This is a genomic window from Spongiibacter thalassae (assembly GCF_012272835.1).
Taxonomy (GTDB): domain Bacteria; phylum Pseudomonadota; class Gammaproteobacteria; order Pseudomonadales; family Spongiibacteraceae; genus Spongiibacter; species Spongiibacter thalassae.
On record NZ_JAAWWK010000002.1, the window covers coordinates 542,835 to 569,379 of the forward strand.

At 56.1% G+C, this 26,545-nt stretch carries 26 protein-coding genes and 1 tRNA gene; 21 read left to right on the forward strand and 6 right to left on the reverse strand.

Going from position 1 to position 26,545, the window contains the following annotated elements; translation table 11 throughout:
* Positions 1-195 precede the first annotated feature (195 nt).
* Genes cysM through mazG form a run of 3 tightly spaced genes read left to right on the forward strand, consistent with a single transcriptional unit; the run spans position 196 to position 4,185 of the window.
* The gene (gene cysM, locus HCU74_RS06625) at positions 196-1,083 is read left to right on the forward strand and encodes a cysteine synthase CysM (RefSeq protein WP_168449623.1); all 888 of its coding nucleotides are present in this window, start codon (positions 196-198) and stop codon (positions 1,081-1,083) included.
* A 57-nt stretch (positions 1,084-1,140) separates the two neighbouring features.
* Positions 1,141-3,378, forward strand: coding sequence for a GTP diphosphokinase (gene relA / locus HCU74_RS06630; RefSeq protein ID WP_168449624.1), 2,238 nt, complete (start codon positions 1,141-1,143; stop codon positions 3,376-3,378).
* Positions 3,379-4,185 (forward strand): nucleoside triphosphate pyrophosphohydrolase, encoded by an 807-nt coding sequence (mazG, locus tag HCU74_RS06635; RefSeq protein ID WP_168449625.1) that lies wholly within the window; start codon positions 3,379-3,381, stop codon positions 4,183-4,185.
* A gap of 38 nt (positions 4,186-4,223) precedes the next feature.
* On the opposite strand, the gene HCU74_RS06640 is transcribed toward mazG, so the two are convergent.
* A complete protein-coding gene (locus tag HCU74_RS06640; protein ID WP_168449626.1) occupies positions 4,224-4,559 on the reverse strand; it encodes a type 1 pili tip component in 336 nt (111 codons plus the stop codon).
* A 424-nt stretch (positions 4,560-4,983) separates the two neighbouring features.
* Between HCU74_RS06640 and adk the strand changes: the two genes are divergently transcribed.
* From adk to HCU74_RS06710, 14 genes are all read left to right on the forward strand, one after another.
* Entirely contained in the window at positions 4,984-5,631 is a 648-nt protein-coding gene (gene adk / locus HCU74_RS06645; RefSeq protein ID WP_168449627.1) for an adenylate kinase, read from the forward strand.
* A 117-nt stretch (positions 5,632-5,748) separates the two neighbouring features.
* Positions 5,749-6,738 carry a ferrochelatase gene (hemH, locus tag HCU74_RS06650; protein WP_168449628.1) on the forward strand — a complete coding sequence of 330 codons (990 nt, stop codon included), beginning with the start codon at positions 5,749-5,751 and terminating at the stop codon, positions 6,736-6,738.
* A 132-nt stretch (positions 6,739-6,870) separates the two neighbouring features.
* Positions 6,871-7,827, forward strand: a complete 957-nt coding sequence (locus HCU74_RS06655) for a hypothetical protein (protein ID WP_210425136.1) — start codon at positions 6,871-6,873, stop codon at positions 7,825-7,827.
* Positions 7,828-8,011: 184 nt separating this feature from the next.
* On the forward strand, positions 8,012-9,937 hold the full coding sequence (gene thrS / locus HCU74_RS06660) for a threonine--tRNA ligase (RefSeq protein ID WP_168449629.1): 1,926 nt from the start codon (positions 8,012-8,014) through the stop codon (positions 9,935-9,937).
* 44 nt (positions 9,938-9,981) lie between these two features.
* Positions 9,982-10,479 carry a translation initiation factor IF-3 gene (infC, locus tag HCU74_RS06665; protein WP_428480337.1) on the forward strand — a complete coding sequence of 166 codons (498 nt, stop codon included), beginning with the start codon at positions 9,982-9,984 and terminating at the stop codon, positions 10,477-10,479.
* A 49-nt stretch (positions 10,480-10,528) separates the two neighbouring features.
* Positions 10,529-10,723 carry a 50S ribosomal protein L35 gene (gene rpmI / locus HCU74_RS06670; protein WP_022960515.1) on the forward strand — a complete coding sequence of 65 codons (195 nt, stop codon included), beginning with the start codon at positions 10,529-10,531 and terminating at the stop codon, positions 10,721-10,723.
* A 31-nt stretch (positions 10,724-10,754) separates the two neighbouring features.
* The gene (gene rplT, locus HCU74_RS06675) at positions 10,755-11,111 is read left to right on the forward strand and encodes a 50S ribosomal protein L20 (RefSeq protein ID WP_168449630.1); all 357 of its coding nucleotides are present in this window, start codon (positions 10,755-10,757) and stop codon (positions 11,109-11,111) included.
* A 154-nt stretch (positions 11,112-11,265) separates the two neighbouring features.
* Positions 11,266-12,282, forward strand: a complete 1,017-nt coding sequence (pheS, locus tag HCU74_RS06680) for a phenylalanine--tRNA ligase subunit alpha (RefSeq protein WP_168449631.1) — start codon at positions 11,266-11,268, stop codon at positions 12,280-12,282.
* 69 nt (positions 12,283-12,351) lie between these two features.
* Entirely contained in the window at positions 12,352-14,718 is a 2,367-nt protein-coding gene (gene pheT, locus HCU74_RS06685; RefSeq protein WP_168449632.1) for a phenylalanine--tRNA ligase subunit beta, read from the forward strand.
* A gap of 5 nt (positions 14,719-14,723) precedes the next feature.
* Positions 14,724-15,026 carry an integration host factor subunit alpha gene (gene ihfA, locus HCU74_RS06690; protein ID WP_168449633.1) on the forward strand — a complete coding sequence of 101 codons (303 nt, stop codon included), beginning with the start codon at positions 14,724-14,726 and terminating at the stop codon, positions 15,024-15,026.
* Complete coding sequence (locus HCU74_RS06695) at positions 15,007-15,363, forward strand: MerR family transcriptional regulator (protein ID WP_168449634.1); 357 nt, start codon at positions 15,007-15,009, stop codon at positions 15,361-15,363. Before ihfA ends, HCU74_RS06695 begins: the two co-directional genes overlap by 20 nt.
* A 43-nt stretch (positions 15,364-15,406) precedes the next feature.
* Positions 15,407-15,483 (forward strand) — tRNA-Pro (locus HCU74_RS06700).
* 381 nt (positions 15,484-15,864) lie between these two features.
* Positions 15,865-16,800: an OmpA family protein gene (locus HCU74_RS06705; protein WP_168449635.1), complete on the forward strand. Its 936-nt coding sequence runs from the start codon at positions 15,865-15,867 to the stop codon at positions 16,798-16,800.
* Between the two features lie 45 nt (positions 16,801-16,845).
* Complete coding sequence (locus HCU74_RS06710; RefSeq protein WP_168449636.1) at positions 16,846-18,534, forward strand: ShlB/FhaC/HecB family protein; 1,689 nt, start codon at positions 16,846-16,848, stop codon at positions 18,532-18,534.
* On the opposite strand, the gene HCU74_RS20310 is transcribed toward HCU74_RS06710, so the two are convergent.
* From HCU74_RS20310 to HCU74_RS06725, 3 genes are read right to left on the reverse strand one after another with little or no spacing between them, the layout of a single operon-like run.
* Entirely contained in the window at positions 18,518-19,849 is a 1,332-nt protein-coding gene (locus tag HCU74_RS20310; RefSeq protein WP_168449637.1) for an ATP-binding protein, read from the reverse strand. The genes HCU74_RS06710 and HCU74_RS20310 overlap by 17 nt on opposite strands.
* Positions 19,850-19,851: 2 nt before the next feature.
* The gene (locus HCU74_RS06720) at positions 19,852-20,532 is read right to left on the reverse strand and encodes a response regulator transcription factor (protein WP_168449638.1); all 681 of its coding nucleotides are present in this window, start codon (positions 20,530-20,532) and stop codon (positions 19,852-19,854) included.
* Positions 20,533-20,541: 9 nt separating this feature from the next.
* Positions 20,542-20,859: a PepSY domain-containing protein gene (locus HCU74_RS06725; RefSeq protein WP_168449639.1), complete on the reverse strand. Its 318-nt coding sequence runs from the start codon at positions 20,857-20,859 to the stop codon at positions 20,542-20,544.
* A 190-nt stretch (positions 20,860-21,049) separates the two neighbouring features.
* Here HCU74_RS06725 and HCU74_RS20315 point away from each other — a divergent pair, with 190 nt between their 5' ends.
* Positions 21,050-21,670 (forward strand): glutathione S-transferase N-terminal domain-containing protein, encoded by a 621-nt coding sequence (locus HCU74_RS20315; RefSeq protein ID WP_168449640.1) that lies wholly within the window; start codon positions 21,050-21,052, stop codon positions 21,668-21,670.
* 22 nt (positions 21,671-21,692) lie between these two features.
* Here the strand turns inward: HCU74_RS20315 and HCU74_RS06735 are convergent, their stop codons facing one another.
* Positions 21,693-22,028 (reverse strand): hypothetical protein, encoded by a 336-nt coding sequence (locus tag HCU74_RS06735; protein WP_168449641.1) that lies wholly within the window; start codon positions 22,026-22,028, stop codon positions 21,693-21,695.
* Between the two features lie 192 nt (positions 22,029-22,220).
* Between HCU74_RS06735 and HCU74_RS06740 the strand changes: the two genes are divergently transcribed.
* Genes HCU74_RS06740 through HCU74_RS06750 form a run of 3 tightly spaced genes read left to right on the forward strand, consistent with a single transcriptional unit; the run spans position 22,221 to position 25,691 of the window.
* Entirely contained in the window at positions 22,221-24,167 is a 1,947-nt protein-coding gene (locus HCU74_RS06740) for a DUF3604 domain-containing protein (RefSeq protein WP_168449642.1), read from the forward strand.
* Positions 24,137-24,685 carry a hypothetical protein gene (locus tag HCU74_RS06745; protein WP_168449643.1) on the forward strand — a complete coding sequence of 183 codons (549 nt, stop codon included), beginning with the start codon at positions 24,137-24,139 and terminating at the stop codon, positions 24,683-24,685. Before HCU74_RS06740 ends, HCU74_RS06745 begins: the two co-directional genes overlap by 31 nt.
* Complete coding sequence (locus HCU74_RS06750; RefSeq protein WP_168449644.1) at positions 24,678-25,691, forward strand: HupE/UreJ family protein; 1,014 nt, start codon at positions 24,678-24,680, stop codon at positions 25,689-25,691. The genes HCU74_RS06745 and HCU74_RS06750 overlap by 8 nt, the downstream gene beginning before the upstream one ends.
* 29 nt (positions 25,692-25,720) lie before the next feature.
* Here HCU74_RS06750 and HCU74_RS06755 read toward each other — a convergent pair whose 3' ends face one another.
* A complete protein-coding gene (locus tag HCU74_RS06755; protein WP_168449645.1) occupies positions 25,721-26,524 on the reverse strand; it encodes a hypothetical protein in 804 nt (267 codons plus the stop codon).
* Positions 26,525-26,545: the final 21 nt, after the last annotated feature.

Consider the following 26,545-nt stretch of genomic DNA (forward strand, 5'->3'; position numbering starts at 1 on the left):
ATCGAAATGAGGGAGGTAAATCCTAAGCGCCTTCGCATCGTCGGGTAGAGCCTTGTGGTGCTGCAATGGTATTATGATGAACGAAATTACATGAGGTCGCTATTCCTGGACGGGCTGGATGCGTAGTTTGTCTGCGGAATCGGTGGTCAGTCACGGTTAGGGGTGACCAGAGCGTACCCTGAGGTCTTTTCCGGCATGACAGATTTTCCAACCATTGAGCAATATATTGGTAATACCCCTCTGGTGCGTTTGCAGCGCCTGTCGAACTCCGGCAACACGATTTTGCTTAAACTTGAAGGGAATAACCCCGCCGGATCGGTAAAAGATCGGCCGGCGATGAGTATGATTGCCCGCGCCGAGGAGCGCGGCGAAATCCGTCCCGGTGATACCCTGATTGAAGCCACCAGCGGTAATACCGGTATCGCGTTGGCCATGGCTGCGGCGATTCGTGGCTACAAGCTGTATCTGATTATGCCCAGTCATATGAGCAGTGAGCGCAAGCTGGCGATGGCGGCCTACGGTGCCGAGTTGATTGAAGTGTCGCAGGAGGAGGGCATGGAAGGGGCGCGTGACCTGGCTCTGGCGATGCAGGCCGAGGGTAAGGGCAAAGTGCTGGATCAGTTCGCCAACGGGGATAATCCCCGCGCACATTACGAAGCCACCGGCCCTGAAATCTGGCAGCAGAGCCGGGGTCTGATTACCCACTTCGTGTCATCGATGGGAACCACGGGCACAATCATGGGGGTCTCTCGCTACCTCAAGGAGCAGAATCCTGCGATTCAGGTCGTAGGCTTGCAGCCCGAGGATGGCTCCAGCATTCCCGGTATCCGGCGCTGGCCGAAGGAGTATCTGCCGAGTATTTACGAAGCCCCCCGTGTCGATCGAGTAATGGATATCGAGCAGGGCGAGGCCGAAGAAACCATGCGCGCGCTGGCGGCAAAAGAGGGAATCTTTTGCGGTGTGTCTTCCGGCGGAGCGGTTGCCGGCGCATTGCGCCTGGACCGCGAGCTTGAAAATGCGGTGATTGTGGCCATTATCTGTGACCGGGGCGACCGCTATTTGTCCACTGGCGTATTTGGGTAAATCAACCAGAGACTCCGTTGTCTGTCAGGGAAGGCTGGGTCGAAGTGAGTAGGATGTATGGTTAAGGTTCGTGAAGATTTTCCACGGCTGGCCGACGGTCGCGTAGACCTGCAACGCTGGATCGCCCGCCTGCCCGTCGACGAGGCCCTGGTCGATTCGGCGAGGTTGCTGCAAGCCTTTGAACTCGCAGAGCAATGCGCCAGCCAGCCGTCGGCACTTACCGGTGAAATTGATGACACCGCAGACAGTTTTTACACCGCTCTGGAAATGGTGGAAATTCTCGCCGACCTGCACCTTGATCAGGACAGTTTGATTGCTGCGGCGTTGTTTCGGGCGGTGCGGGAAAACCGCCTGTCGCTGGAGGCGCTACGGGCCTCCTTTGGCGGCCCGGTGGCCAAGCTGGTAGATGGGGTACTGGGCATGGCGGCGATCTCCAGGGTCAATGCCGAGCTCGATGCCCCTGTCCTCGGCCAGTCGGAGGCGCAGAGCGAAACCATTCGAAAAATGCTGGTGGCATTGGTTGATGATGTGCGGGTGGCACTTATCAAACTGGCGGAGCGCACCTCGGCCATTCGGGCGGTAAAAAATCGGCCGGAAAAACGCTATCGCGTCGCCCGTGAAGTGTTTGATATCTACGCTCCATTGGCCCACCGCCTGGGCATAGGGCATATTAAATGGGAGCTCGAAGACCTGAGCTTCCGCTATGTTCAGCCCCTTGCGTACAAGAAAATTGCCAAGTTGCTGGACGAAAAGCGGCTCGATCGCCAGCACTATATCGACGAGGTACTCCACACTCTGGAGGACGCACTCAAGGCCGAGGGCGTTCAGGCCGAGATCGCTGGACGAGCAAAGCATATCTACAGCATTTGGCGAAAAATGCAGCGCAAGGGCATCGGTTTTTCCCAAGTCTATGATATTCGCGCCGTGCGGGTGCTGGTCCCCGATGTGAAGTCCTGTTACACCGTGTTGGGCTTGGTTCACGGACTGTGGCGCAACATCCCCAATGAATTTGACGACTATATTGCCAACCCCAAGGAAAATGGCTATCGCTCCCTGCATACCGCTGTTATTGGCCCTGGTGGAAAGGTGTTGGAGATACAGATCCGCACCCGCAGCATGCACGAGGAAGCAGAGTTCGGCGTGTGCTCCCACTGGATGTACAAGGGCACTGACAAGAACGCCAAAAGCTCCAACAGCTATGACGAAAAAATTGCCTGGTTGCGCCAGGTGCTCGACTGGCATGAGGAAAGTGGCAGCAGCAGTGATGTCGCCGAGCAGTTTACCCGCGCTCAGGATCGGGTCTATGTCTTCACCCCCGATGGCCACGTGGTCAATCTGCAAAATGGCGCTACCCCTCTGGACTTTGCTTACCATATTCATACCGAGGTGGGTAACCGATGCCGGGGTGCCAAGGTTAACGGTCGCATTGTGCCGCTCACCTACACGCTGAATACCGGGGAGCGAGTGGAAATTCTCACAGGGCGGGATAGCAAGCCCCGTCGCGACTGGTTGCAGAGCAACCTTGGTTACCTTAAAACCAGTCGAGCCCGTACCAAGGTCCAGCACTGGTTTCGGCAACAGGCGAAGGATGACAATATCGCAGCGGGTCGGGCGTTGCTGGAGAAAGAGTTCAAGCGGCTGGCGTTGAACAGCGTCGATTACAAATTTATTGCCGACCAGATTCACTGTGCCAGTGTTGAGGATATGTACGCCGCGGTGGGCTCCGGCGAAATCAGCACGCTGCAGGTGATAAAAGTGGCCCACCAGTTGGCGGGGCGGGAAGAAGGGCGTGATTATACCGCGCTTAAATTGCGCCAGCCGAGCCAGAAGTCCAGCGACAGCAGCAAGGTGCGAATCAGTGGGGTGGGGAATCTGCTCACCCATTTTGCCCGCTGCTGCAAACCCTTGCCCGGTGAGGCCATCGCCGGATATATCACGGTTGGGCGTGGGGTGAGCGTGCATCGCCAGGACTGCAATAAGCTGTTGCAGTTACAGAGCGTTGAACCTCAGCGCATTATCACCGTTGATTGGGCAGAAGCCCAGGTGGATACCTATCCGGTCGACATTCAGCTTGAAGCCTACGACAGGCAGGGCTTGCTGCGGGATATCACCCAGCAACTGGCCACCGAAAAAGTTAACGTTATTTCCATGAATACCGTGACTGATACCAGCAACCATACGGCGACGATGAAAATTCGTCTTGAAATCAGCGACCTGGCGGCGCTGTCAGAACTGATGAATCGTCTGAACGGCCTGCCCAATGTTGTTGCGGTCAAGCGGATAAGGGAGCTGTAAGTGCGCCATACCCTGAGTGACCTGCATACCTTGATGGCGCGATTGCGAGACCCGGTTGACGGCTGTCCCTGGGATTTGAAGCAGGATTTTCGCAGTATAGTTCCCCACACGTTGGAAGAAGTGTACGAGCTGGTCGATGCCATTGAGCAAGGCGATGCCGACCAAATCCGCCAGGAAATGGGCGATGTGCTGTTTCAACTGGTGTTTTACAGCCAACTGGCGGCGGAGGAGGGGAGCTTTACTTTTGACGATGTTGTTCATGACATCACCGAAAAGCTGCTGCGGCGTCACCCCCATGTGTTTCCCGGCGGCACACTGGATAGCCGCCGCAGTCAGGAGGCGCCAGACGAGGCGCAGATCAAGGCTCGCTGGGAGGAAATCAAGAGCGCCGAGCGGGGCAGCAAAGCCCAGCACAGTTTGATGGATGATATTCCCCGCGCGCTGCCAGCGGCCAGCCGGGCGGCCAAATTACAAAAAAGAGCCAGTCAAATTGGTTTTGACTGGGAGCAGCTGGACCAGGTTTTTGCGGCCCTGGATGACGAATTGGATGAGCTAAAGCAAGCCCTTGCCGCCGGTGAGCCGGACGCCGTGGCCGACGAAATAGGTGACGTGCTGTTTTCCGCGGTAAACCTCTGTCGCCACGCCGGTTTTGATGCGGAAACGCTGCTGCGTCGCGCCGGTCAGAAGTTCGAGAGACGCTTCAGATACGTCGAACAGCGCGCCCTCGAGGGCGAAGCCTCCGCAGCCGACGTGCCAAATGAACAGTTGGAGCTGTTCTGGAACGAAGCCAAGGCCCAGGGGTTGTAGGCTGCCCTGCTGCCCGTAGGTGCGAAAAACGCCCTTCGTCAGTGCTTGTCTTTGGTTTGATATTTGCGCAGGTGCTTTTTGGTCAAACTGAGGTAGCGGGGGGTTGGGCCGACATCTTCATACATCGGGTCGCCGAGTTCATCTATTGCTACCACCTTGTTGCCCGAAATATAGGGCATGACGCTTTCCAGCTCATCAAGAGAGGCGCTGAGCAGGTCGGTGATAAGCTCTTCTATGTGGCGTCTCGGGTAGAGCTCGGCGAGAGCCTTGAGGCGGGCGGCGTCCTCAATGGGCAGCCGTACTTCGTAACGCTCCGGAGTAAGCGAGCCGCTGGCGGTATTTTCCCAGAGTGACAACAAATCACGTACTTTCATTGCTCGAATCCTGTCATCCATACTGCGTGGAGGCGCGGGATACGGGGAATGTATCTCGGCCCGACATCTCTATCATAGTCATTCAGACACAACTTGAAACAGCGCGTTGCATGTGAATATTGCGCCTGACTACGGTTGTATTGTGCTGTACAGTAAATGGGCTGTGCTATGCGCACCTTCTCGGGCTTGTGCCAACGACGATAGCTGTGTATCGTTTAGGCCCTTAAAGTGGCCCAAAACATCGGCGAGTTGTTGTCTGACACCGCCCGGACTTTCTGTAAACCAAAACAGCAGCATTTCATGCAGGCCAAACTGGCTACCAGATTGGCGTACGCACTGCTTGACTTCAGTATGTCACCAATATTCAGAGCACTGGACACAACGGGCCACAAACCGGTTTTATTATCCTTTGGGAGTGTACGCTATGCGCGTTATTTTGTTAGGGCCGCCAGGGGCCGGAAAGGGCACCCAGGCTCAGTTTATTACTGAGAAATTTGGTATTCCCCAGATTTCAACGGGCGATATGCTGCGGGCAGCGGTTAAGGCAGAGAGCGAGCTCGGTCTGAAAGTCAAAGAAGTGATGGCCTCCGGCGGTCTGGTGTCAGACGACATTATTATCGCTCTGGTCAAAGAGCGTATCACTCAGGAAGACTGTGTTAACGGTTTCCTGTTCGACGGCTTCCCACGGACCATCCCCCAGGCCGAAGCGCTGCAAGCGGCGGGTGTTAAAATAGACTTTGTGCTTGAAATCGCGGTTGAAGATCAGGAAATTGTGACTCGCATGAGTGGCCGCCGCACCCATGAAGGTTCCGGGCGCACCTATCACGTGCTCTACAATCCGCCCAAAGTCGAGGGCAAGGACGACCTCACCGGTGAAGACCTGATCCAGCGCGAAGATGACAAGGAAGATACTGTACGCAATCGTCTCAATGTCTATCATGAGCAGACCAAGCCGTTGGTGGCCTTTTACAGCGAGCTTGAAGGCGACGATGCGCCGCGCTACGCCCGTATTAACGGGGTAGGCAGTGTCGATGAAATCACTCATCGGGTGCTGGAAGCGTTACAGGGCTGATCTCTTTGGTGGGTGCTGCCGTAGTGCGTGCCTATACCAGCCTTGAATTATGAAAAGGGCGCCTGAGGGCGCCCTTTTTTGTCGTTGGGGCAATGACTGGCAACACGTGGGGGAAATATGAAAACTGCGGTGGTGTTGATAAATTTGGGGACGCCGGATACTCCGAATACCAAAGGCGTGCGAAACTTCCTGAGGGAGTTCCTGGCGGATCGCCGGGTGGTTGAGGTGCCCAGACTGCTGTGGCTGCTGATCCTGTACGGTGTCATTTTGCCGTTCCGCTCGCCTCGGGTCGCCAGGGCTTATCGGCAGATCTGGTTTGGCGATGTCTCGCCCCTGCGCCATTTTTCGGAAAGTTTGAGCCGGGGGGTCGAGCAAAAATTCGCGGCTTTGTACCCCGACCGGGAGATCAGTGTGCGGTTGGCGATGTGCTACGGTCAGCCCTCTATTGGTCACACCATTTCCGAACTATGTCGGGGCGGTGTCGAGCAGATTGTATTCGTGCCGATGTACCCCCAATACTCTGCAACAACAACGGCGGCGGCACACGATGCAATATGTCGCGTTTTCTCGACCATGCGTAATATTCCTGCCTGGAGTTGGGTGCGTTCCTATCACCAACACCCGGCCTATATTGCGGCCCTTGCTCAAACAGTTCGCGACCATTGGCAACAAAACGGGCGGGGGCAGAAGCTGCTGTTTTCCTTCCACGGTATCCCCAAACGCAATGTTGAGTTGGGCGATCCCTATGAGCAGCACTGTAATGAAACCACTGCGGCGGTCGTGGCGGAGCTTGGTCTGGAAGCTCACGAATGGCAGCAAAGTTTTCAGTCGCGTCTTGGCAAGGCGGAATGGCTACAGCCCTATACTGACAAAACGGTGGCAGCACTGGCGAAACTATCAGAGAAAAGTCTGGACGTTATTTGCCCCGCCTTTGCGGTGGAATGCCTGGAGACTCTGGAAGAAATTGACGGCGAGGCGCGGGAAATATTTATTGAAAATGGTGGGGAACAATTCAGTTACATTCCTTGCCTGAATGACAGCGAAGCGCATCAACAACTGATGGTCGATCTTTGTCGGCCGTTAATTGAGTCTTCGCATTCGTTCTGAAATTGAGAAAAAATGTAAAATCGTATCTTTTTTTGCTTAAAATCATTGATTTTTATGCAAAAGTTTTGCGCTGATTATTTTGTGTGCTATTTTTATTGCAAATAGTGCGGAAAATCCGTTAAGGAGAAGAAAATGCCCCGACCCAAGCGCGCTGCAAGTGCGACCCCAAAGGCGAAGCGTCAACCTGCAAAGGCCAGCTCAGCCAGTGATGCGGTAGTTAAAAAAGCAGAAGAGGGTTTAAAGAAAGTTGAAGCGATGCTTAGCAGCGAACGCAAAGCGGCCAGTGCAGCGAAAGCAAAGCTGGAGGCGGCAAAGTTAAAAGCGAAAAAAACCGCGAAGGCCGTTGATAAAAATGCCGCCAAGCGGGCTGCTGCGGCTGCGGCAAAAGCAAACGAAAAACTGAAAGGCCTGCGTGCTAAAGTTGCTGACAGCAAAGTGGCACTGCGTGACGCCAAGGCCCTGGCTAAGGTAAAGGCCTCTGAAGAAGCCGTTAAGCAAAAAATTCAGGAGCGTGCCGAGGCATTGGCTAGCAAAGCAGAGGCGGATCTTGCCAAGGCGCTCAAGCAATTTGAGCAACGTTTTGTGAAAAAACGTCGTGCTGCCGATAAAGCCAAGCTTGCGGTTATAGAGCGCAAATTGGTAAGCAAGCACAAGCAAGCAGTTAAACAACTGTCTGCAAAAATTTCTGATCCTAAGGTGGCTGCGGTCGCCAAGAGCACTGCAAAAGCTGCGGCGCCGAAAAAGGCCGCTGCGAAAAAAGCGACGGCGAAAAAGACGGTTGCTAAAAAGGCAGCGGCCAAAAAGGTGACAGCTAAAAAAGCTACCGCGAAAAAAACAGTGGCGAAAAAGGCAGCTGCCAGCAAGGCCGTAGCGAAAAAGGCGCCGGCTAAAAAAGCGGCGACCAAAAAGCCCGCGGTAAAAAAAGCACCGGCTAAGAAGACGCCAGCCAAGAAAGTCGCGAGAAAGTCTGCGGCGAAAAAGGCAGTAGCGAAACCTGCACCTAGTGCGGTGGCCGCGCCCAAGGTGGAGTCTCCGGTGACTCCGGCAGCAAGCACGCCGTCGTCAGCGCCCGACACATCAAACTCGTAATCTCGAGTGGGTGTCGAGAAAACCGCGCTTGGCGCGGTTTTTTTTCGTCCGTACATTGGCGGATGTCGGGGGCAGTGCGTGTTGCACTGCCGATGATTAATCAACATAATGTGCGGCCAAATTCAGCCGCGCACCTGCGCAATCATGTGGCCTATCGTAGGGGTCACCACTGTAAGGAATCACTATGCCAGTCATAACTCTCCCGGATAATAGCCAACGCCAGTTTGAGCAAGCCGTAACTGTCGAACAGGTCGCTGCCGATATCGGCCCAGGCCTTGCCAAGGCGGCAATTGCCGGCAAGGTTGATGGACGCCTGGTCGATACCAGTTACACCATTGCTCACGATGCTGAACTGGCGATTATCACCGAGCGGGATGAAGATGGTCTGGAAGTTATTCGTCACTCTACCGCCCACTTATTGGCGATGGCAGTGCAGGATCTGTTTCCCGGTGCCCAGGTGACAATTGGCCCCACTGTTGAAGACGGTTTCTATTACGACTTCGCCTTTGAGCGGGCGTTTACGCCAGAGGACCTCGAGAAGATCGAGGCGCGAATGGAAGAGTTGGCGGGTGAGGATCTGCCAGTGTCACGGGTGGTGATGAGTCGCGAACAGGCGGTAGATACCTTTGCCGCGCTGGGTGAAGAGTACAAGGTTGAGATCATTAAGGAATTACCCGAAGGTGAGGAAATCTCCCTCTATCGTCAGGGTGAATGGATGGACCTGTGTCGAGGTCCTCACGTGCCGAGTACCGGTAAGCTGAAGGCTTTCAAATTGACCAAGGTGGCCGGAGCATACTGGCGCGGTGACCAGAATAACGCGATGCTTCAGCGCATCTATGGCACCGCCTGGCCGAACAAGAAAGCCCTGAAGGCGTATCTGAACCGTATTGCCGAGGCCGAAAAACGCGACCACCGCAAAGTCGGTAAAAAGCTTGACCTCTTTCATATGCAGGAAGAAGCCCCCGGAATGGTGTTTTGGCACCCGAAGGGCTGGAGTATCTATCAGGCGATAGAGCAATATATGCGGGGCAAGCAGATTCAGCACGGCTATCAGGAGATCAAAACTCCCCAGGTGGTGGATCTGTCGCTGTGGCAGAAATCCGGTCACGCGGACAAGTTTGCCGACGGCATGTTCACCCTGTCTGCGGATGAGCGCGATTTTGCGGTCAAGCCGATGAACTGCCCCTGTCACGTACAGGTGTTCAATCAGGGGCTGCGTAGCTACCGGGATTTGCCCCTGCGTTTGGCGGAGTTTGGCTCCTGCCACCGCAATGAACCTTCCGGGTCTCTCCACGGCATTATGCGGGTGAGGGGCTTTACCCAGGATGATGCACATATTTTCTGTACCGAGGCGCAGATCCAGAGTGAAGTCGCCAGCTTTATCGACTTTTTGCACGACGTATACGCCGATTTCGGTTTCAGCGAAGTGATTTACCGCCTGTCGACCCGCCCTGAGCAGCGGGTGGGTAGCGATGAAGACTGGGATCGCGCCGAGCAGGCCCTGGCTCAGGCCCTCGATGGCAAGTCGTTGCCTTGGGAAACCCTTCCCGGCGAAGGGGCATTCTATGGCCCCAAAATTGAGTTTTCCCTGAAGGACTGCATTGGTCGAGTGTGGCAGTTAGGCACGATTCAGGTCGATTTCTCCATGCCTGGCCGCCTCGGTGCCCAGTATGTAGATGAGGGCGGGCAGCGCAAAACCCCGGTGATGTTGCACCGGGCAATCCTCGGTTCCTTTGAACGTTTTATCGGAATTTTGATCGAACATTACGAAGGCGCCTTCCCGATGTGGCTGGCACCTGAGCAGGCGGTAATCTGTAATATTACCGACAGCCAGGCCGAATATGTCGGTGAATTGCAAAAAATACTGCAAGAACGTGGGTTTAGAGTCCGTTCGGACTTGAGAAATGAGAAGATCGGCTTTAAAATCCGCGAGCACACTATTCAGAAGGTTCCGTATATCCTTGTCGTCGGTGACAAGGAAGTCGAAAATCGGACTGTCGCAGTGCGCGAAAGAGGTGGTAAGGACCTGGGTTCAATCGATCACGATGCCCTGATGACACTCCTTGCTGAAAGCGTGGCTGTTCGCAGTCGTGCAATATCGGAGAGCTAGCAATTAAACGCGATAACGCAAAAGGGCGTGGCAAACGCGCGCTGATAAATCAGGATATTGAAGCCCACGAAGTCAGATTAATCGACGCCGAGGGCAATCAGGTTGGCATAGTACCGCTTGCGGAGGCTTTGAAAGCCGCCACGGAAGCCAGTCTGGATTTGGTTCAGATCGCTGACTCAGACCCTGTTGTCTGCAAGATCATGGACTATGGCAAACATGTTTTCGAGGCCAAGAAGCAACAAGCTGCGGCTCGAAAAAACCAGGTTCGGACTCAGGTCAAGGAAATCAAATTCCGACCTGGGACGGATGACGGGGATTATCAGGTAAAACTGCGCAACCTGATACGTTTCCTCGAGCATGGGGATAAAGCCAAGGTAACCCTGCGTTACCGCGGTCGCGAAATGGCCCACCAGGAACTGGGTATGCAGTTGTTGCAGCGAGTTGAAGCAGACCTCGCTGAATACGGCGCTGTAGAACAGTTTCCGAAGATGGAAGGCCGTCAGTTGACCATGGTTATTGCCCCGAAAAAGAAAAAGCAGTGAGCTCTCAGGGCCTGCTTAATTTGATTGATGCAATGCGGAGTATCTAACGATGCCTAAAGTAAAAGTACACAGCGGGGCGGCAAAACGCTTCAAAAAGACCGGAAGCGGTTACAAGCGTAAAAGCGCCCATAAAAGTCACATCCTGACCAAAATGACCACAAAGCGTAAGCGTCAGCTGCGCGGCACCAGCGCTGTCCACAAGTCGGACAAGGTTCTGGTTGACCGTATGCTTCGTGCCATTTGATAACAGCCGTCAAGATTAAAAGGAAGAGACTATGCCCCGCGTAAAACGTGGTGTGACCGCACACCGTCGTCACAAGAAAATTCTTAAGCAAGCCAAGGGTTACTACGGAGCGCGTTCGCGTATCTACCGTGTTGCCAAGCAGGCTGTTATCAAAGCTGGTCAGTACGCTTACCGCGACCGTCGCGTTAAAAAGCGTACTTTCCGCGCGCTGTGGATTACCCGTATCAATGCGGCGTCACGGGCCAATGGCCTGAGCTACAGCCGTTTGATTGCCGGTCTGAAGAAAGCTGATATCGCTTTGGATCGTCGCGTACTGGCTGACCTGGCCGTGCACGACAAAGAAGCCTTTGCTGCCGTGGTAGACCGCGCGAAAGCAGCTCTGGCCTGATTTTTCAGCCTCCTCGTGGGGGTTGTTCAAATCAATTTTAATAGGGAAAGGGCGCTTTGCTCTTTCCCTATTTTGTTTTAAGGCTCTGCGCATTCGCTGGAATTCAGTTGCGTGGAGCGACCAGCAATCTCGTTTGCACAGTCGGGAGTAGGAAATGGAGAGTTTGGAAGGCCTGGCCGCCGAAGCCGCTGCGAAGATCGCCGCTGCCGATGACGGGCGGGTACTGGAGCAGTTGCGGGTGGATTATTTGGGCAAAAAAGGCTCGATTACTGCCCTGTTAAAAAGCCTGGGTACCCTGAGTGCCGAGGAAAGGCCCGCCGCTGGCGCCGAAATCAATCGGGTTAAACAGCAGTTGGCTGAGCAAATTGGTGAGCGCAAGCAGCAGCTCGACGCTGAGGCCGTAGCGGCCAAGTTGGCAGCGGAGACCATCGACGTGACCCTGCCGGGGCGTGGTCAGCATACCGGTGGTTTGCATCCGGTTACCCGCACCATTGAGCGCATCAGTGAATTTTTCCAGGGTATTGGCTTTGAAATCGCCGAGGGTCCTGAGATTGAAGACGATTATCACAATTTCGAAGCCTTGAATATTCCAGCCCACCACCCAGCTCGGGCGATGCACGATACCTTTTATGTCGATGCCAGCACGGTATTGCGCACCCATACGTCGCCGGTGCAGGTACGGGTGATGGAGAGCAGCGAGCCGCCGTTGAAACTGATTTGTCCCGGGCGGGTTTATCGTTGTGATTCGGATCTTACCCACACCCCAATGTTTCATCAGGTAGAGGGGTTGTTGGTTGATAAAGACAGCAGTTTTGCCGACCTCAAGGGCATGCTGGAGTCTTTCCTGCGCGCGTTTTTTGAAAAAGATCTGGCAGTGCGCTTCCGCCCATCTTATTTCCCTTTCACCGAGCCATCGGCAGAAGTGGATATTCAATGTGTGATGTGTGGTGGCGATGGTTGCCGGGTGTGTAGCCAAACCGGATGGATTGAAATTCTGGGCTGCGGCATGGTTCACCCGAAGGTATTTGAACACTCCAATATCGATCCTGAGCAGTACACCGGGTTTGCCTTTGGCCTGGGAGTAGAGCGCCTGGCCATGTTGCGTTATGGAGTGAATGATTTACGGCTGTTTTTCGAGAATGATCTGCAATTCCTTGAGCAGTTCAACTAGCCAGACAATGTCGGTGGAAATGCGCGCCGAGCTAAGCTCCGCGCTCACATAGCAAGAAACGGATAAAACATGAAATTCAGCGAACAATGGTTGCGAGAGTGGGTTAACCCCGAGGTAAATAGCGAGGAGCTGGCTGAGCAGCTGACGATGGCCGGACTTGAGGTCGATGCCATCGACCCCGTTGCGGGGGAATTCAGTGGGGTTGTGGTGGCGGAGATACTTTCTGCCAGCCCCCACCCCTATGCAGATAAATTGCAGGTCTGTCAGGTCGCGACCGGCGGTGAAACCGTGCAAATCGTCTGTGGTGCGGCCAATGCAAGGCCCGGCATCAAGGTGCCGTTAGCGACCGTCGGCGCGGTACTCCCTGGGAACTTCAAAATCAAAAAGGCAAAGCTGCGGGGCGTGGAGTCCTTTGGCATGTTGTGCGCCGAAGAAGAATTGGGCATGGCGGAATCCTCAGACGGCCTGCTCGAGCTGGCGGCAGATGCCGAAGTCGGTCTGGATATACGCGAATTTCTCGGCCTTGATGATCAAATCATTGAGCTGGGGCTGACGCCAAACCGCGCCGACTGCCTCAGTATTCGGGGAATTGCCCGGGAGGCGGCAGTATTGAATGACCTTCCCCTCGTTGAGCCCGTTGTTGATGCTGTAGCGCCGACCCATGGCGACCGTCGAGAGGTGCTGATCGAGGCGCCGGAGGACTGCCCGCGTTATGTGGGGCGTATTCTGAAAAACGTTGATCTCTCAGTGCCCAGCCCCCAGTGGTTGCGGGAGCGGCTGCGCCGCTGTGGTCTGCGCAGCAAGGATGCGGTAGTCGATGTGACCAACTACGTGCTGCTCGAGTTGGGCCAGCCCATGCACGCCTTTGACCTTGCCCATATCGACGGCAATATTCATGTTCGTCACGCCGGTGACGGTGAAACATTGCGCTTGCTCGGTGGCCAGGATCTGACGCTGAAACCCGATAGCCTGGTCATTGCCGATGACAGCAAGGCTCTCGCGCTGGCGGGGATTATGGGTGGAGAGGGCAGTGCGGTTTCTGCCGCAACAACCGATATTTTTCTGGAAGCGGCGTTTTTTGCCCCGGAGCGTCTGGCTGGGCGGGCGCGTAGCTACGGGCTGCACACCGACTCCTCCCATCGCTTTGAACGCGGGGTAGACTTCGAATTGCCTCAGCGGGCGATTGAGCGGGCCACAGGATTGATTCGCCAGATTTGCGGCGGTGAGGCCGGGCCGCTGGTAGTCGCCGAAGGGGCTTTGCCACAGCGCGACAAACCGGTGACCCTGCGGGCGCCGCGTATTGAAAAAATGCTGGGGCTGGCGCTAACAGACCAGCAAGTGGAGAAAATCCTCGCGGGCCTGGGAATGGTTGTCACTCGGGAGGGGGAGACCTGGCAGGTAGAGGCGCCAAGCTGGCGCTTTGATATCGACCTTGAGGTAGACCTGCTGGAGGAGCTGGCGCGCATATATGGCTACAACCGCCTGCCGGTGAAGCCGATCAATGCTGACCTGCATATTCGCCCCGCGCCGGAAACGGTACGGTCCCTGTCGGCGCTGCGTCAGCAAATGCTGGCCAAGGGCTATCAGGAGGTTATTACCTACAGCTTTGTAGACCCCCAGGTTAACCAGCTGCTCAGCGACTCGGAGCAGTCGATTCCGCTGCTCAATCCGATCAGCAGCGATATGGCGATAATGCGTGACAGTTTGTTGCCCGGCCTGCTTAAAGCGGCGGAGCACAATAGTAAACGTCAACAGTCCCGCTTGCGTATGTTCGAGGTCGGTCAGCGATTCATTAAGACCGGCGAGAACATTGCGCAAACCGAGACTTTTGCCGCGTTGCTGTCCGGTCGTCGCGAGCCGGAAAACTGGGCGTCCGATGGTGCGATCGCGGATTATTTCGACCTCAAGGGTGATCTTGAGGCTTTGTTCGGCAGTGCCGCGACGCAATTGCAATTTGCCGCGCAAACCTACAAAGCCTTCCATCCGGGACAGAGCGCCTCAGTCAGCCTGAGCGGCGAAATAATCGGTCGCATTGGCGCCTTGCACCCTCAGCTGCAGAGCAAGTTTGACCTGCCGAATCCGGTTTACTTCTTTGAACTGGAATTGGCGGCCCTGCAGCGACGCGACCTGCCGGCATTCACGTCCCTTTCCCGTCAGCCCGAGGTTCGCCGTGATCTTGCCCTGTTGCTGCCCAGAGATGTGGCTGCACAGGACCTGCTTCAGTGTGCAAGAACCGCGGCAGGAGAGAGTCTGATTGACTTGAAGCTCTTTGATATTTATCAAGGTAAAGGCATTGATCCAGAACGAAAAAGTATTGGCCTAGGCTTGACGTACCGGCATTCATCGCGCACTCTTAATGAAGAAGAGGTTACCCTGTCAATCGAGACTGTACTGCAATCCCTGCAGGAGCGTTTCGGTGCCAGCTTAAGGAACTGAATGCGATGATGTCCCTCACTAAGGCTGAGATGGCCGAGCGTCTCTACGAGGAGCTCGGGCTTAACAAGCGTGAGGCGAAGGAACTGGTCGAGTTGTTTTTTGAGCAGATTCGCCACTGTTTAGAGAATAATGAGCAGGTTAAAATCTCTGGATTCGGTAATTTTGACCTGCGAGACAAAAACCAACGGCCGGGGCGCAACCCGAAAACCGGCGAAGAAATCCCGATTTCTGCGCGCCGTGTGGTGACCTTCCGGCCAGGTCAAAAACTGAAATCCAGGGTAGAGGGCTATGCTGGAACCAAGTCATAACGACGAACTACCGCCCATTCCCGGCAAACGCTACTTTACGATAGGTGAAGTCAGCGAGCTGTGCTGTGTGAAGCCCCATGTGCTGCGTTATTGGGAGCAGGAGTTCCCGCAGCTGACACCGGTAAAACGTCGCGGAAATCGTCGTTACTATCAACACCAGGATGTGTTGATGATCCGTCAAATTCGCAGCCTGCTATACGAGCAGGGCTACACCATCGGTGGCGCCCGTCAGCGTATGTCAGGAGATGAAGCCAAGGACGATGCCTCGCAAACTCGCCAGGTGATCCGCCAGATGCTGGGTGAGTTGGAAGAACTTTTAAAAGTTCTTAAAAGATAGTTCACAGAGGCATACAGTTGGGGTATTATGCAGCCCCTCAAATCGGGGCGTAGCGCAGTCTGGTAGCGCACCACACTGGGGGTGTGGGGGTCGCAGGTTCGAATCCTGCCGTTCCGACCATTATTTAAAAACAGTCACTTCGGTGGCTGTTTTTTTTTGCCTGGAATTAAGTAATGTTCCGAAGGGGTCTGTCCACAATAGGGCGGGGACAGACCCCTTTCAATTACCTGATCAATGCCCTGTAAAGCGGGTTTAACACATTGTGTTAGGCGCGCCGACCCAGCATTCGGTGGTGAGCGGGAGCGCCGGTTTATGATGAAGAGCCGGTTGTGGTAGCTGTGACACAGCAGCTATTATGTGAGCAGTATCGCTGGCTGGCGGAATAGCCAGTGAATCTCCTATACAGATTTCCATCCCTGTACGACAATAGAGTGTGAGTGTCATTGTTTTCTGCGGGAGCCGGCAGCGCTGGTAAGCCTTGGCAGAGTTAAAGGTAAGCTATTGAATTTTCGTGCACACATAGTTGCGTTACTGGTGAGTTGTATCACTTGGGCGCCATTGGTCAGCGGTCAAGTAATTGCCGTTGATGTATTGGGTGTCGGTGTTGATATCGTTGTGCCAGGGGCTTCCAGTACGCAAGACGATATTTCTGCGCTGTCGATGGATGTGCTTGGCGCCGATGCCGCGCTGCTGTCCGGGCAGGATATTCTGCTGCTGGGGGCGCCAACAGATGGCCTGGGTGGCGGCGCCGGAGGCACGGCCTTAACTCCCTTGGTAAACGGCCTCAGCGGAGCGCAGAGCTCGGTCATTGAGTTTTTGCAGGGCACCGCCAGTGATACCAATATTGCGCCACAGGTGCTGACAATTGATATCAGCAGTGGCTCCGCCAACGGGGGTTCGTCGTCGGAGAACGTGCGTGAAGATCAGCCCGAGGGGCAGCGTCCGATCCAGTTGGGCGGTGTGACAGCGGGGCAGTGTGTTGACGCGGACCGGGACAGCGTTTGCGATAGTGTTGATAAATGCCTGTCGTCTCCAATAGGGGCGGTGGTATTGCCATCGGGGTGTCACTTCGACACCAAAACTCCTCTTGAATTGTATGGCGTGAATTTCGCTACCAACACTGCTGTACTGGATGCGCCCTCGACGGTGGTGCTGAGGCAGGTGGCTCGGGTTTTGGCCGCAGTGCCCAATATCCGTGTTGAGGTGGTTGGCCACACCGACGATGTAGGGGCTGAGGCCTTTAATCTGGGGCTGTCCAAGCGGCGCGCCCTGGCCGTTATCGAATTTCTTGTTGCCGAGGGTATCTCGGCAGAGCGTTTTGAAGCGCGGGGTTTGGGGGAGTCATCGCCGAAGGTGCCCATCAGTGGGAAGCAGGGAGCAGAACTGGAAGCTGCGCGTAGGGACAATCGCAGAGTTGAACTTCGAGCGTTGAAATAGTACCAACCCTGTGACTGGAAAAAAAAAGAGTAAGGACAAAAATCCATGCCCATAGATCTGCCGCCAATCATTCCTCCCCAGGCTGCCAATACTGCGCAGGTGGAACAGATACGCCGTGCGGGTGCCGAGTCTGTGTACGAAGTTGTTATCGCCGGATATACCCTGCGTATAAGTGGCAACCGTTACCTCAATCGCGAACAGCTGGATTTGCTGACATCCTCTGCCAAGACCCCTGCGCAGGCGGTGAATGCCCTCAACCAGGCCTACTACCAGCTGGGACACCTGTTAACGACGGTGTATTACTCCCAACAGGACAAAATGGTCTATGTCCATGTAGTGCATGGTCATTTGGTGGATATCAAGGCGCCAGAGGAGATTCGGCACTACTTTGAGGATTTGATTGGTGACCAGGATCTGCGGCGCAGTGAGTTTGACGCACCCAGAGTGCTCGCCAATCTTGATAGCGAGCGCCGGGGAGTAGGTTATCGGGTCAGCTATCAGCTGGCCCCTGATCGGCAGGCCTATACGTTGGTGTTTAAAGAGGAGCCGGTCAGCGACCACGATGCCACGGAAATTTCGCTGAATGCCAACAACTACGGTAATCGCTTTCTGGGTCGGTATTTTGCCGGGGTGTCGCTGCGTCATGACTTCGATAATGCGATACAGGTGAATTTCAGCTACGACCGCGCGTTGAGCGAATTCGGCGAGACCAATGGTGGCGATTACTACAATGGTTATACGCTGCGCGCCAATATGCCCACTTCGTGGGGGCTCTACGGTTTGGAAGGGCGCTACACCGAATATGCGCGAACAGTGGATGGGGCGCAGCTTGGCGATGCGGCAACAGCGCAAGCCTGCTCCGCTGCTGATCTGTTTTGTAATTTGGCCTCACCGCCGGCATTGCCGGGGAGCCAGGACGTGGTTGACCCGTCGGCACCGACCTATGTCGAGTCCAAAACCTCGTCCCTGGCGGCAACCGGAGAGCAGGTACTGCTCAGCGACACCCTCTATCGTTTGACCCTGAGCGAGCGCCTGGAGGTGGTGGAATCGACCATTACCGCAGAGGGGCGAGGCGATGTGCTCGATGAGCCCCAGGCTACTCTGGAGCTGGGTGTAAAATACAATCACCTTACCCGTGTTGCGGGGATTGCGAGCAAATTCACCCTGCATAATTTTGTCGATGTGGGGCTGAAGTCCGACGGCGGTACCTTCGATACCGACGACCGGGAAGACACGGTTGCTCCCGGGCGACGCAGTGGCCGGTTTGTCGTAGTCAAGCCGCGCCTGTCCTGGCAATTGGGGCTGGTGGATTGGGCCTCGTTGACCGCCAGTGTCAGTGGCCAGTGGAGCGATGGTCGCCAGTTGCCCTTGCATCAGCAGTATTTTCTCGGTGGCAATAATGGCCTGAGTGCTTATCTTCCCGGCATTCTGGTGGGCGACTCCGGTGCCTACAGCCGCCTGCAATTCGAGGCCAACGGTCTGCCATTGTGGGGCTTTGAATTCAAACCCGGCGTGTTTATCGAGCACGGGCAGGTCTGGTATGAAGATGTCGAGGGGCCGCAGGGCGATACTCGCAGCGTGGCCGACGCCGGTATCAGTCTGAAGGCCGACTACAAGAAGGTGCTGCAAACCGAGTTTATTGCTGCTCGACCTGTTGCCGACAACAATGTTGATAAGGAAACCTTGCGCCGCGCCGAAGTTGATTTCTTCTGGCGCTTCAAGCTGGGTTTTTAAAACGCAGTATTGCCCGGGTGCCCCCCAGCGGGCTGGCGTCAAAGCGGAAATCTGCGCCATAGCTGTCGACAATATCCAGCACAATCGCCAGCCCCAGCCCCTGACCGTCGCCATACTGGTCGCCGCGCTTGCCGCGTTCAAGCAAGCCGCGGTGGTCTTCCGGGGCAATGCCCTCGCCGTCGTCGTCAAAGCACAAGGTCGTGTAGTTACCGGTGTGGCTGCCGGAAATAGTGACCTCGGTGCGGGCGGCCTTGCAGGCGTTGTCGAGCAGATTGCCGCATAATTCCATAATATCCTGCTCATCCGCGGGCAGGCTGAATTGCTCATCGAGATCCAGTGAAATTGACAGTTGCTTGTCCCGGTAAACCTTGTCCATGGTGTTGGCGAGGCTCGACAGTAGGGGGTGGGTCAGGGTCTGATGATGCAGGCCGCCACCGGCGCTGACGGCGCGGCGCAGCTGGTAGCGAATAATATTGTCCATCCGCTGTAATTGCTCCTGGCGGGCCTCCGGGTCGAGGTGTTTGTCGCGCAACACCGCCAGCGGTGTTTTCAGGCTGTGGGCCAGGTCGCCCAAGGTGTTCCGGTAGCGCTCCCTTTGTTTGCGTTCTTTGCTTAACAGCTGGTTGAGGTTGGCGGTAATGCTTTGCAGTTCCAGAGGGTAGCTGTCTACCAGCTGATCGCGGCGGCCCTGTTCAAGGTGGCGCAGGTCTCTGGCGAGCCGCCGCAGAGGGAGCAGGGCCCAGTATTGTATCAGCGCCACCAGCATGATTGAAAAGATCACCACGAGGCCCAGCCAAACACTCAGTTGCTGGCGAAACTGGGTCAGCTCGCGCAGCATGCCACGCTTTTCAGAATAAATGGAAAACAACAGTGGCACCTCGTTGCCGTCGTCGGTTTCCCATATCGCCAGGTAGCGATAATAAAAATAGGGTGCTCCTTCCACCGGTAGCTCGCCGAAGTAGCCTTCGCCGGAGGGTATCGAGCCAACCACCTGAGGAAGTTCGAGGGTGTCGGCACTGGTGGATTGCCACAGCAGCTCGCCGCCGCCCCCGCGAATATCGGCGTAGAGGCCGGAGCGAAATTGCCAGAACAACGGCTCTTTGACCCTGTCACCCATGTCTATCGCACCGTCGCGCCATTCAATCGCCCCCAGCAGGCCAAAAAACAGGGCTTTCAAGCGGCTGTCTTCGGCTTTTAGCAGGCTGCTCTGGTAGGCGCTGTCGATGGCGAGGCCGGTTAGCCCCAGTAACAGGGGCATCGCCACCAGCATTGCCAGCAGCAAGCGCCGGGTGATTGAGCCACGCTTAGTGGGCACACTTACTCCCGGCTTTGCAATTCGAAGCGATAACCGCGGCCGCGCAGTGTTGCGATCGGCTTCAGGGTATTGTCAGGGTCGAGTTTTTTGCGCAGGCGGGCGATAAAGACTTCAATCACATTGCTGTCGCGGTCGAAGTCCTGATCGTAAAGATGCTCGGTCAATTCCGACTTGGAAACCACCTGGCCACGGCGCAGGGCGAGAAATTCCAGAGCGTTGTATTCGAACGCAGTCAGTTCAAGGGGACGGTCGTGGACTCGGGCGCTCTTTGCCGAGGTGTCGATGGTCAGGGGGTCGAAATGCATGACCGGGCTGGCGAATCCCGCCGAGCGACGGATCAGCGCGTTGGCGCGAGCCAGTACTTCCTCGATTTGAAACGGTTTGGCGACGTAGTCGTCGGCACCGGCCTCGAGCCCGGTCACCTTGTCTTGCCAGCGATCGCGGGCGGTCAAAATCAGTACTGGCACACTGATGCCGTCCTTGCGTAATGACTGGATAACAGCGATGCCGTCCATGCCGGGCAGGCCGATATCGATAAGGGCGAGGTCGTAGGGGTATTCCTTACCGAGAAACAGGGCTTCTTCGCCGTCGCCGCAGGCATCGCAGGCGAAACCTGCCTCGGTAAAGTGGCGCACCAGCTGCTCGCGCAGTGGCGCTTCATCTTCGACAATAAGAACCCGCATCAAATTCGCCTATGGGTTGTTGATAATTACGTTTTTTATTTTGCCATTGTCCTGAAGGATACGGACGCGATACGCGGTGCCACTGGCAGTGGCAACCGGTCGAGCACCGACGGCCTGCCCGCCATAGCGTTTTTCCGCAATGGCGATGGCGTCGCGGGCGCTCAGTTCAGGGGTTAAACGCTGACCCTTGAGGTCCAGCCCCTGGCGGTCGAGCAGCCGTCCGCTGTTTGGCAGGCCACCCAGTACGTTGCCCGCGTGGCACTGCGCGGCGACGACAACACTGAGGAATAGCGTGGAAGCTATCTGGCTGACTGATAAAGTTGGCATATCATCTGTCGTTTCACATTGGCATTACATTGCTGATGGAGATTATAGGGCAGTTTGCCTCGGGAAATCTTCTATATTGAACAGGGGGCACAGTCCTGTTTGTTCTTGCAGTTTAGGCAGACAAGGCTTAACTTGCGCTGAATCAATAATGTTTAACATGATTACATAAAGCAGCAAAAAGGAGCATGTGGTGAAACTTTATACTTTTGAAATGGCACCTAACCCTCGCCGAGTGGGTCTTTTTGTCAAACACAAGGGCATTGATCTGGCGACCGAAACGGTAGACCTTACCACCAAAGCCCAGTTTGATCCGGCGTTCAAGGCGATCAATCCGCGCTGTACGGTGCCCGCGCTGCAACTGGACGACGGCACCGTGTTGGCTGACGTTATTGCGATTTGCACCTATCTCGATAGTCTATACCCGGACAAACCGTTGATGGGTACGACCCCACTTGAAAAAGCGCAGATTGCCGGCTGGTGCCACCGGCTCTATGTCGAGGGTCTGATGGGCGTGGCCGATGTGCTGCGTAATACCGGCGATATGTTCAAGGATCGCGCCCTGCCAGGTGATGTGCTTATCGAGCAGATACCAGCACTGGTTGATCGCGGTATGAAGCGTATCGACGGGTTTTACCAAGCCATGAACCAAGAGGTTGAGGGGCGCGAGTTTTTGGTTGGCGATAGCCTGAGTCAGGCGGATATCGATCTTTACGTGTGTCTGGGCTTCACCCAGTGGGTGAAGCGCGATGTCCCCGACACCTGTCCAGCCTTGCAAGGCTGGCGGGCGTCGATGGCGGAACGACTGGAGTAGCACTCCCTCGGTCTTCCTCGACTTAGAGGTCGAGGAAGACTTTTACGCGACTGTTAAACGCGGGCTTGCGATAGTGGTCGCAGTGAGAGCTATGAACATGGCGTTCGTAATATACGCGCTCTCTGGGGTAGTGTGCGTCACGGTAGCCGTCGCGATAGCCCTTCCAGTAGGCGTGTTTCTTGCCGTGTTTGTAGTGGCCGTAATGCTTGCCCTTGTGGTAGTGATCCCGGTGGTGGTCGTAGCGGCCGGATTCATAGTGAAACTCGGCGCGATAGTCGCGGTGACCATGGTCGGCATTGGCGGAACCGGCAAACATCAATGCTGCTGCGCTCGCGATACAAAGAATGGCTTTTTTCATGATCTTCTCCCAGTCCTTCTCTTTCATCAAACCGCCAGGCTGTAATACCTTGGCTGTGGTTGCATAGTGGCACAGTCAAGATGAACCAAAGCTGAAGCCAACGGTGATATGTACTGTTTGGACGAGGTATTGCCAGCACCGATTGGCTACACTGCGGCCTCCTGTCTATGACAATAAAATCAGGGTTTTGTCATGAAGTTACCCATGGGGGCATTGGCCCGGGTGCTGTTTCTTGTTGGGGGGCTTGTCGTTACTGCATCGGGTGCGCCCTTGGCGGTAGCGGCTGGCATGCCACCCTGTGCTGACTTCACTCCCGAGCGACAATTGTTGTTTGGCGACCTCCACGTACACACCAAATACTCTCTGGATGCGAGCACCCAAGGCACTCGCACATCCCCGGCGGATGCCTACGATTTTGCCCGCGGGGGCAAGCTCGGGGTTCAGCCCTGGACGGAAGATGGCCGACCCATGCGGGAAATTCAGCTGTCGCGGCCGCTGGACTTCGCGGCGGTCACTGACCACGCAGAGCTGCTGGGAGAGACGGCATTGTGTGTAGACGAGACAGAAGCAGCCTGGGACAGTTGGCAGTGCCGAGTGTATCGCGCGATGCCCCGGGCGGCCTTTTTTCTGTTTAACACTCGGTCGTCGATGGCCAGCCGTCTCGGTTTTTGTGGCGACGACGGTGAATACTGCCGAATGGCGGCGCTAAGCCCCTGGCGGGATATTCGGCAGGCGGCCGAGGCGGCAAACTCGCCCTGCGAATTTACCAGTTTTGTCGCCTACGAATGGACCGGTGCAGCAGAGAACCTGGCCAACCTGCATCGCAATATTATTTTTCGCAACGACGCGGTGCCGACATTGCCGATCAGCTTTATTGATGCCAGTACCGCGCCAGCGCTATGGGACGCCCTCGATGCCCAGTGTTCCCCCGGCAGCGGCGATTGTGAGGCGCTGGTGATACCCCATAACAGCAACCTCAGCGATGGTTATATGTTTCGCAATAACGCCGAGGAATCCCGCGCCCTTGGCCCTGGGCGGGTAGAACAGCAAGCGCGCCTGGAACGGGTGGTGGAAATCATGCAGCACAAGGGCAGCTCAGAGTGCTATTTCGACCCGTTGCAGTCCGAGGACGAGCTGTGCGCCTTTGAACAGCTGCCCTACGGGCGCTTTTCCGATAAATTTCTGGGCAAAATCTGGAGTGGGCTGAGCTCGCCACCCCGCCGGGAGGCGGGCTATTTGCGGGATGTGCTGCGCAATGGCATGGACATCGCTCGGCAGAATGGCGGCGACAACCCCCAGGCCTTTGGCTTTATCGCCAGCAGCGACACGCATATCTCCGCGCCGGGCAGTGTTGGTGAAGAGGATTTTATCGGGCACGGTGGTGCGGGCAAACCGACCGGAGAGCATCTTCCCAAGGGCCTTCCCGACGATGCGGAATATAATCCCGGTGGTCTTGCGGCCGTGTGGGCGGAGGAAAACACTCGCGACGCGATTTTCGATGCACTGCAGCGCCGCGAAGTCTATGCCACCAGTGGCCCGCGGATTGAGCTGCGGTTTTTCGGCGGACGTGAGCTGGACGCGGATATTTGTCAGAGTGACGAGTTTGCCGTTGAGGGCTATCGCCAGGGCGTGCCCATGGGGGCGGAAATAATGGTGCCAGCGAATCCGCCAGAGGCGATGCCGGCGGGGCCGGTGTTCGCGGTGCAGGCGACGATGGATGCAGGCTCGGCCTCACAGCGGGGGTTGCCACTGTACAAATTGCAGATTGTTCGCGGGTCGGTAGATACCCAGGGCAGGCACCGGGAAAAGGTGATCGATGTCGCGGTGGCGGCGTTGCCGGGTGAGGTGGACACCGCCAGCTGCGCCACCAGCGGTGAAGGGGCTGAGCGCCTTTGTGCACGTTGGCAGGACACGGATTTTGACCCTGCCACCCGCTACTACTATTACGCGCGCGCGGTGGAAAACCCTCGGTGCCGCTGGAGTCAGCAACTGTGTGTGGCAGCGGGCGTGGATTGCGCCAAGCCATCGACAATCGCGAGCGGTTACGAGGCCTGCTGCGGTGCTGACCACCGGCCGGTTATTCACGAACGGGCATGGAGTTCACCAATATGGGTGACACCGGCACACAACGAGCGCTGAATACTCCGCGCCGACTGCTGGCGTTCGCGGTTCTGGCGGTGTTGATAGGGGGAGTTAACCATTGGTATGAGGGCTATCAGGCCAGGGTGGTGGTGTGTCCCTCAGCGGAAATGTTGAACGCGAGAGCGGAGGCAATAGCGCGTCAGGGGTTGGCCCTTGAGCCAAGCGAGGTACTGCGGCTGTTAAAGGACGAACAGATATTGTTAAGCGAGGCACTGCTGCGGGGCTTTCACCGCTTCGATCCGGTCGTGCGGCAGCGCCTGCGGCAGGACCTCGGTTTTTTGAACTTTGATAAGGAGGCCATTGAAAAAGTACTTGATCGGCGCGAAGGCCTTGGCAGCGAGCTGCTTGAGCAATTGATTCAGGGCGACGAAGTGATTCGTCGGCGATTACGCCAATTGTTGATTGCTCAGCTGGCGTTTGAAAAAGGCTGGCCTGGGGCGGCGGGCGGTAATGAGCACTACCGTTTGGCCGTTAAAGCCCTGCGCAGTCGTTATCGGGACCACTGTCATGGCTAGGTTCGGTTACGGTGGGCTGTTACTGGTCATACTGCTGGTGCAATGGCCGCTGGCTGGTCATGCCCACAAAATGGCTCCCCTTCTGATAGACGTAGATTTTCAGCCGCTGGGGTTAGTCACTATCCAGTGGCGGCGCCCCGTTGCAAGCGGAGCGAACATTCAGCTGGAGCTGCCTGCGCAGTGCTCGCCGCTGGCACTGCCGCGCCAAAGGGTGGAGGGCAGTGCTTTGGATGAAACCCTGCAACTGCGTTGCGGTGGCGAAGGCTTTTTCGTTGCGCTTCGGGGCCTGGCTGAGGCGCGAAATATCGCATTGCTGCGCTGGCAACCCTTGGACGGTGGGGCGCAGCAGGCAGTGCTCACCGTTGATCGGCCAGGTCGAAACCTGCTCGCCGACGATGCTCATACAGCGAACGAAGGTTTGTTGTGGTTCGGGCTGAAACATATTGCCCAAGGAGCAGATCATTTACTGTTCGTGCTAGGGCTCTTTTTAATCACCGCAGGCTGGCGTCAGCGCATTGTGCTTATCACCGCCTTTACCCTGGGGCACAGCGTGAGCCTGTTGCTGTCTGCGCTGGGCGTGGTGTTGCTGTGGTTGCCGTTGGTTGAGTTGTGTATTGCATTGAGTGTGCTGGGACTGGCGCTCGGTATCCCCGCAGGTCTCGCGCGGACGCCACCACGTTATCGCTGGTACCCACTGGTTATTACCGCAGTGGGCTTTTTGCACGGCCTGGGCTTTGCCTCCGCACTGCGCGATATTGGTTTGTCGGAGCACGGCCTGGTACTTGCAGTTTTGCTGTTTAATTTGGGTGTAGAACTGGGCCAGATTGGCTTTGTGGCAATACTTGCGCTGATCTTTGCGGTCGTCGTGCGTCTGGACGACCTGTGGCCGCGGGCGTCACTGCATCGCCGGGTGCGCGGTGTCATTATTCTGGGGATGGGTGGGTTGGCGATGTTCTGGGTGGCGGAACGTGCCTGGGAGACCGCCTCGGCAATGCAGCTGCTGTAGCCCGGTGTGGGACTACAGCAGGGTACTGCTTATTGGGATTTGTCTTTTTTCTCGGGTTTTTCCGGCCCGGGATAGCCGCTCATTTTTATGAGAGGGTGGAAGGCCAACTCAATCCCTTCCTCAATACGGCTGCTATTGGACAGGATTTTTTTGCGCCGCACAAAGCCCTTTTGGGATTTCCGGGTGTCAATCGCGTGAAGGGTGTCCATACCGCCGCGACTGGCGAACAGCGGGCGGCCATCAGTGGCGTACATGGTGATCACCAGGCTTGCACCCTTGATAATTTGTGTCCAGTTAAAGTCGATGGGCACGCTGGAGGATGCGCCTTCGGTGGCGGGCTCGCGGGTCACGCCATACCAGCGGGCGTAGTGCTTCATGCTGCTACTGTGCTGTACATCGTGGGCGATCACATCGGTAAACAGTACCGCATCAATATCCTTGTGCTCCTGCAGGCTCTGGAAGGTCGTCGCCATGACCCGCTGCCAACCTACGGTATCCACCTTGCCGGTGGTGGGGTCGTAGAAGTCACCGTAGTTGAGCAGGGCCTGCTGCCAGGCATTGTTGAACAGGTGTTGCGGAGCAATTTCGTAGCCGTTGCTTTTCAGGTAGTCGATCACCATGCCGTCGATTTTCGGTACGCTGTCCCGTAAGATGGATCGGGTGGGCTCCCCCGTCACGTTAACGCTGGCAATGATGACCTTTTTCACTGGCGTTTTCTTCAATTCATCTTTGGCGATGAAATAATCGAACACCGTGGGGTTGTACGATACCGAGCTGCACGCGGTAAATAACACCAACGAAAGCAGAGCGGTCAGTAGTAGCGGGATTCTCACAGAGACACCTTTATCATTTGA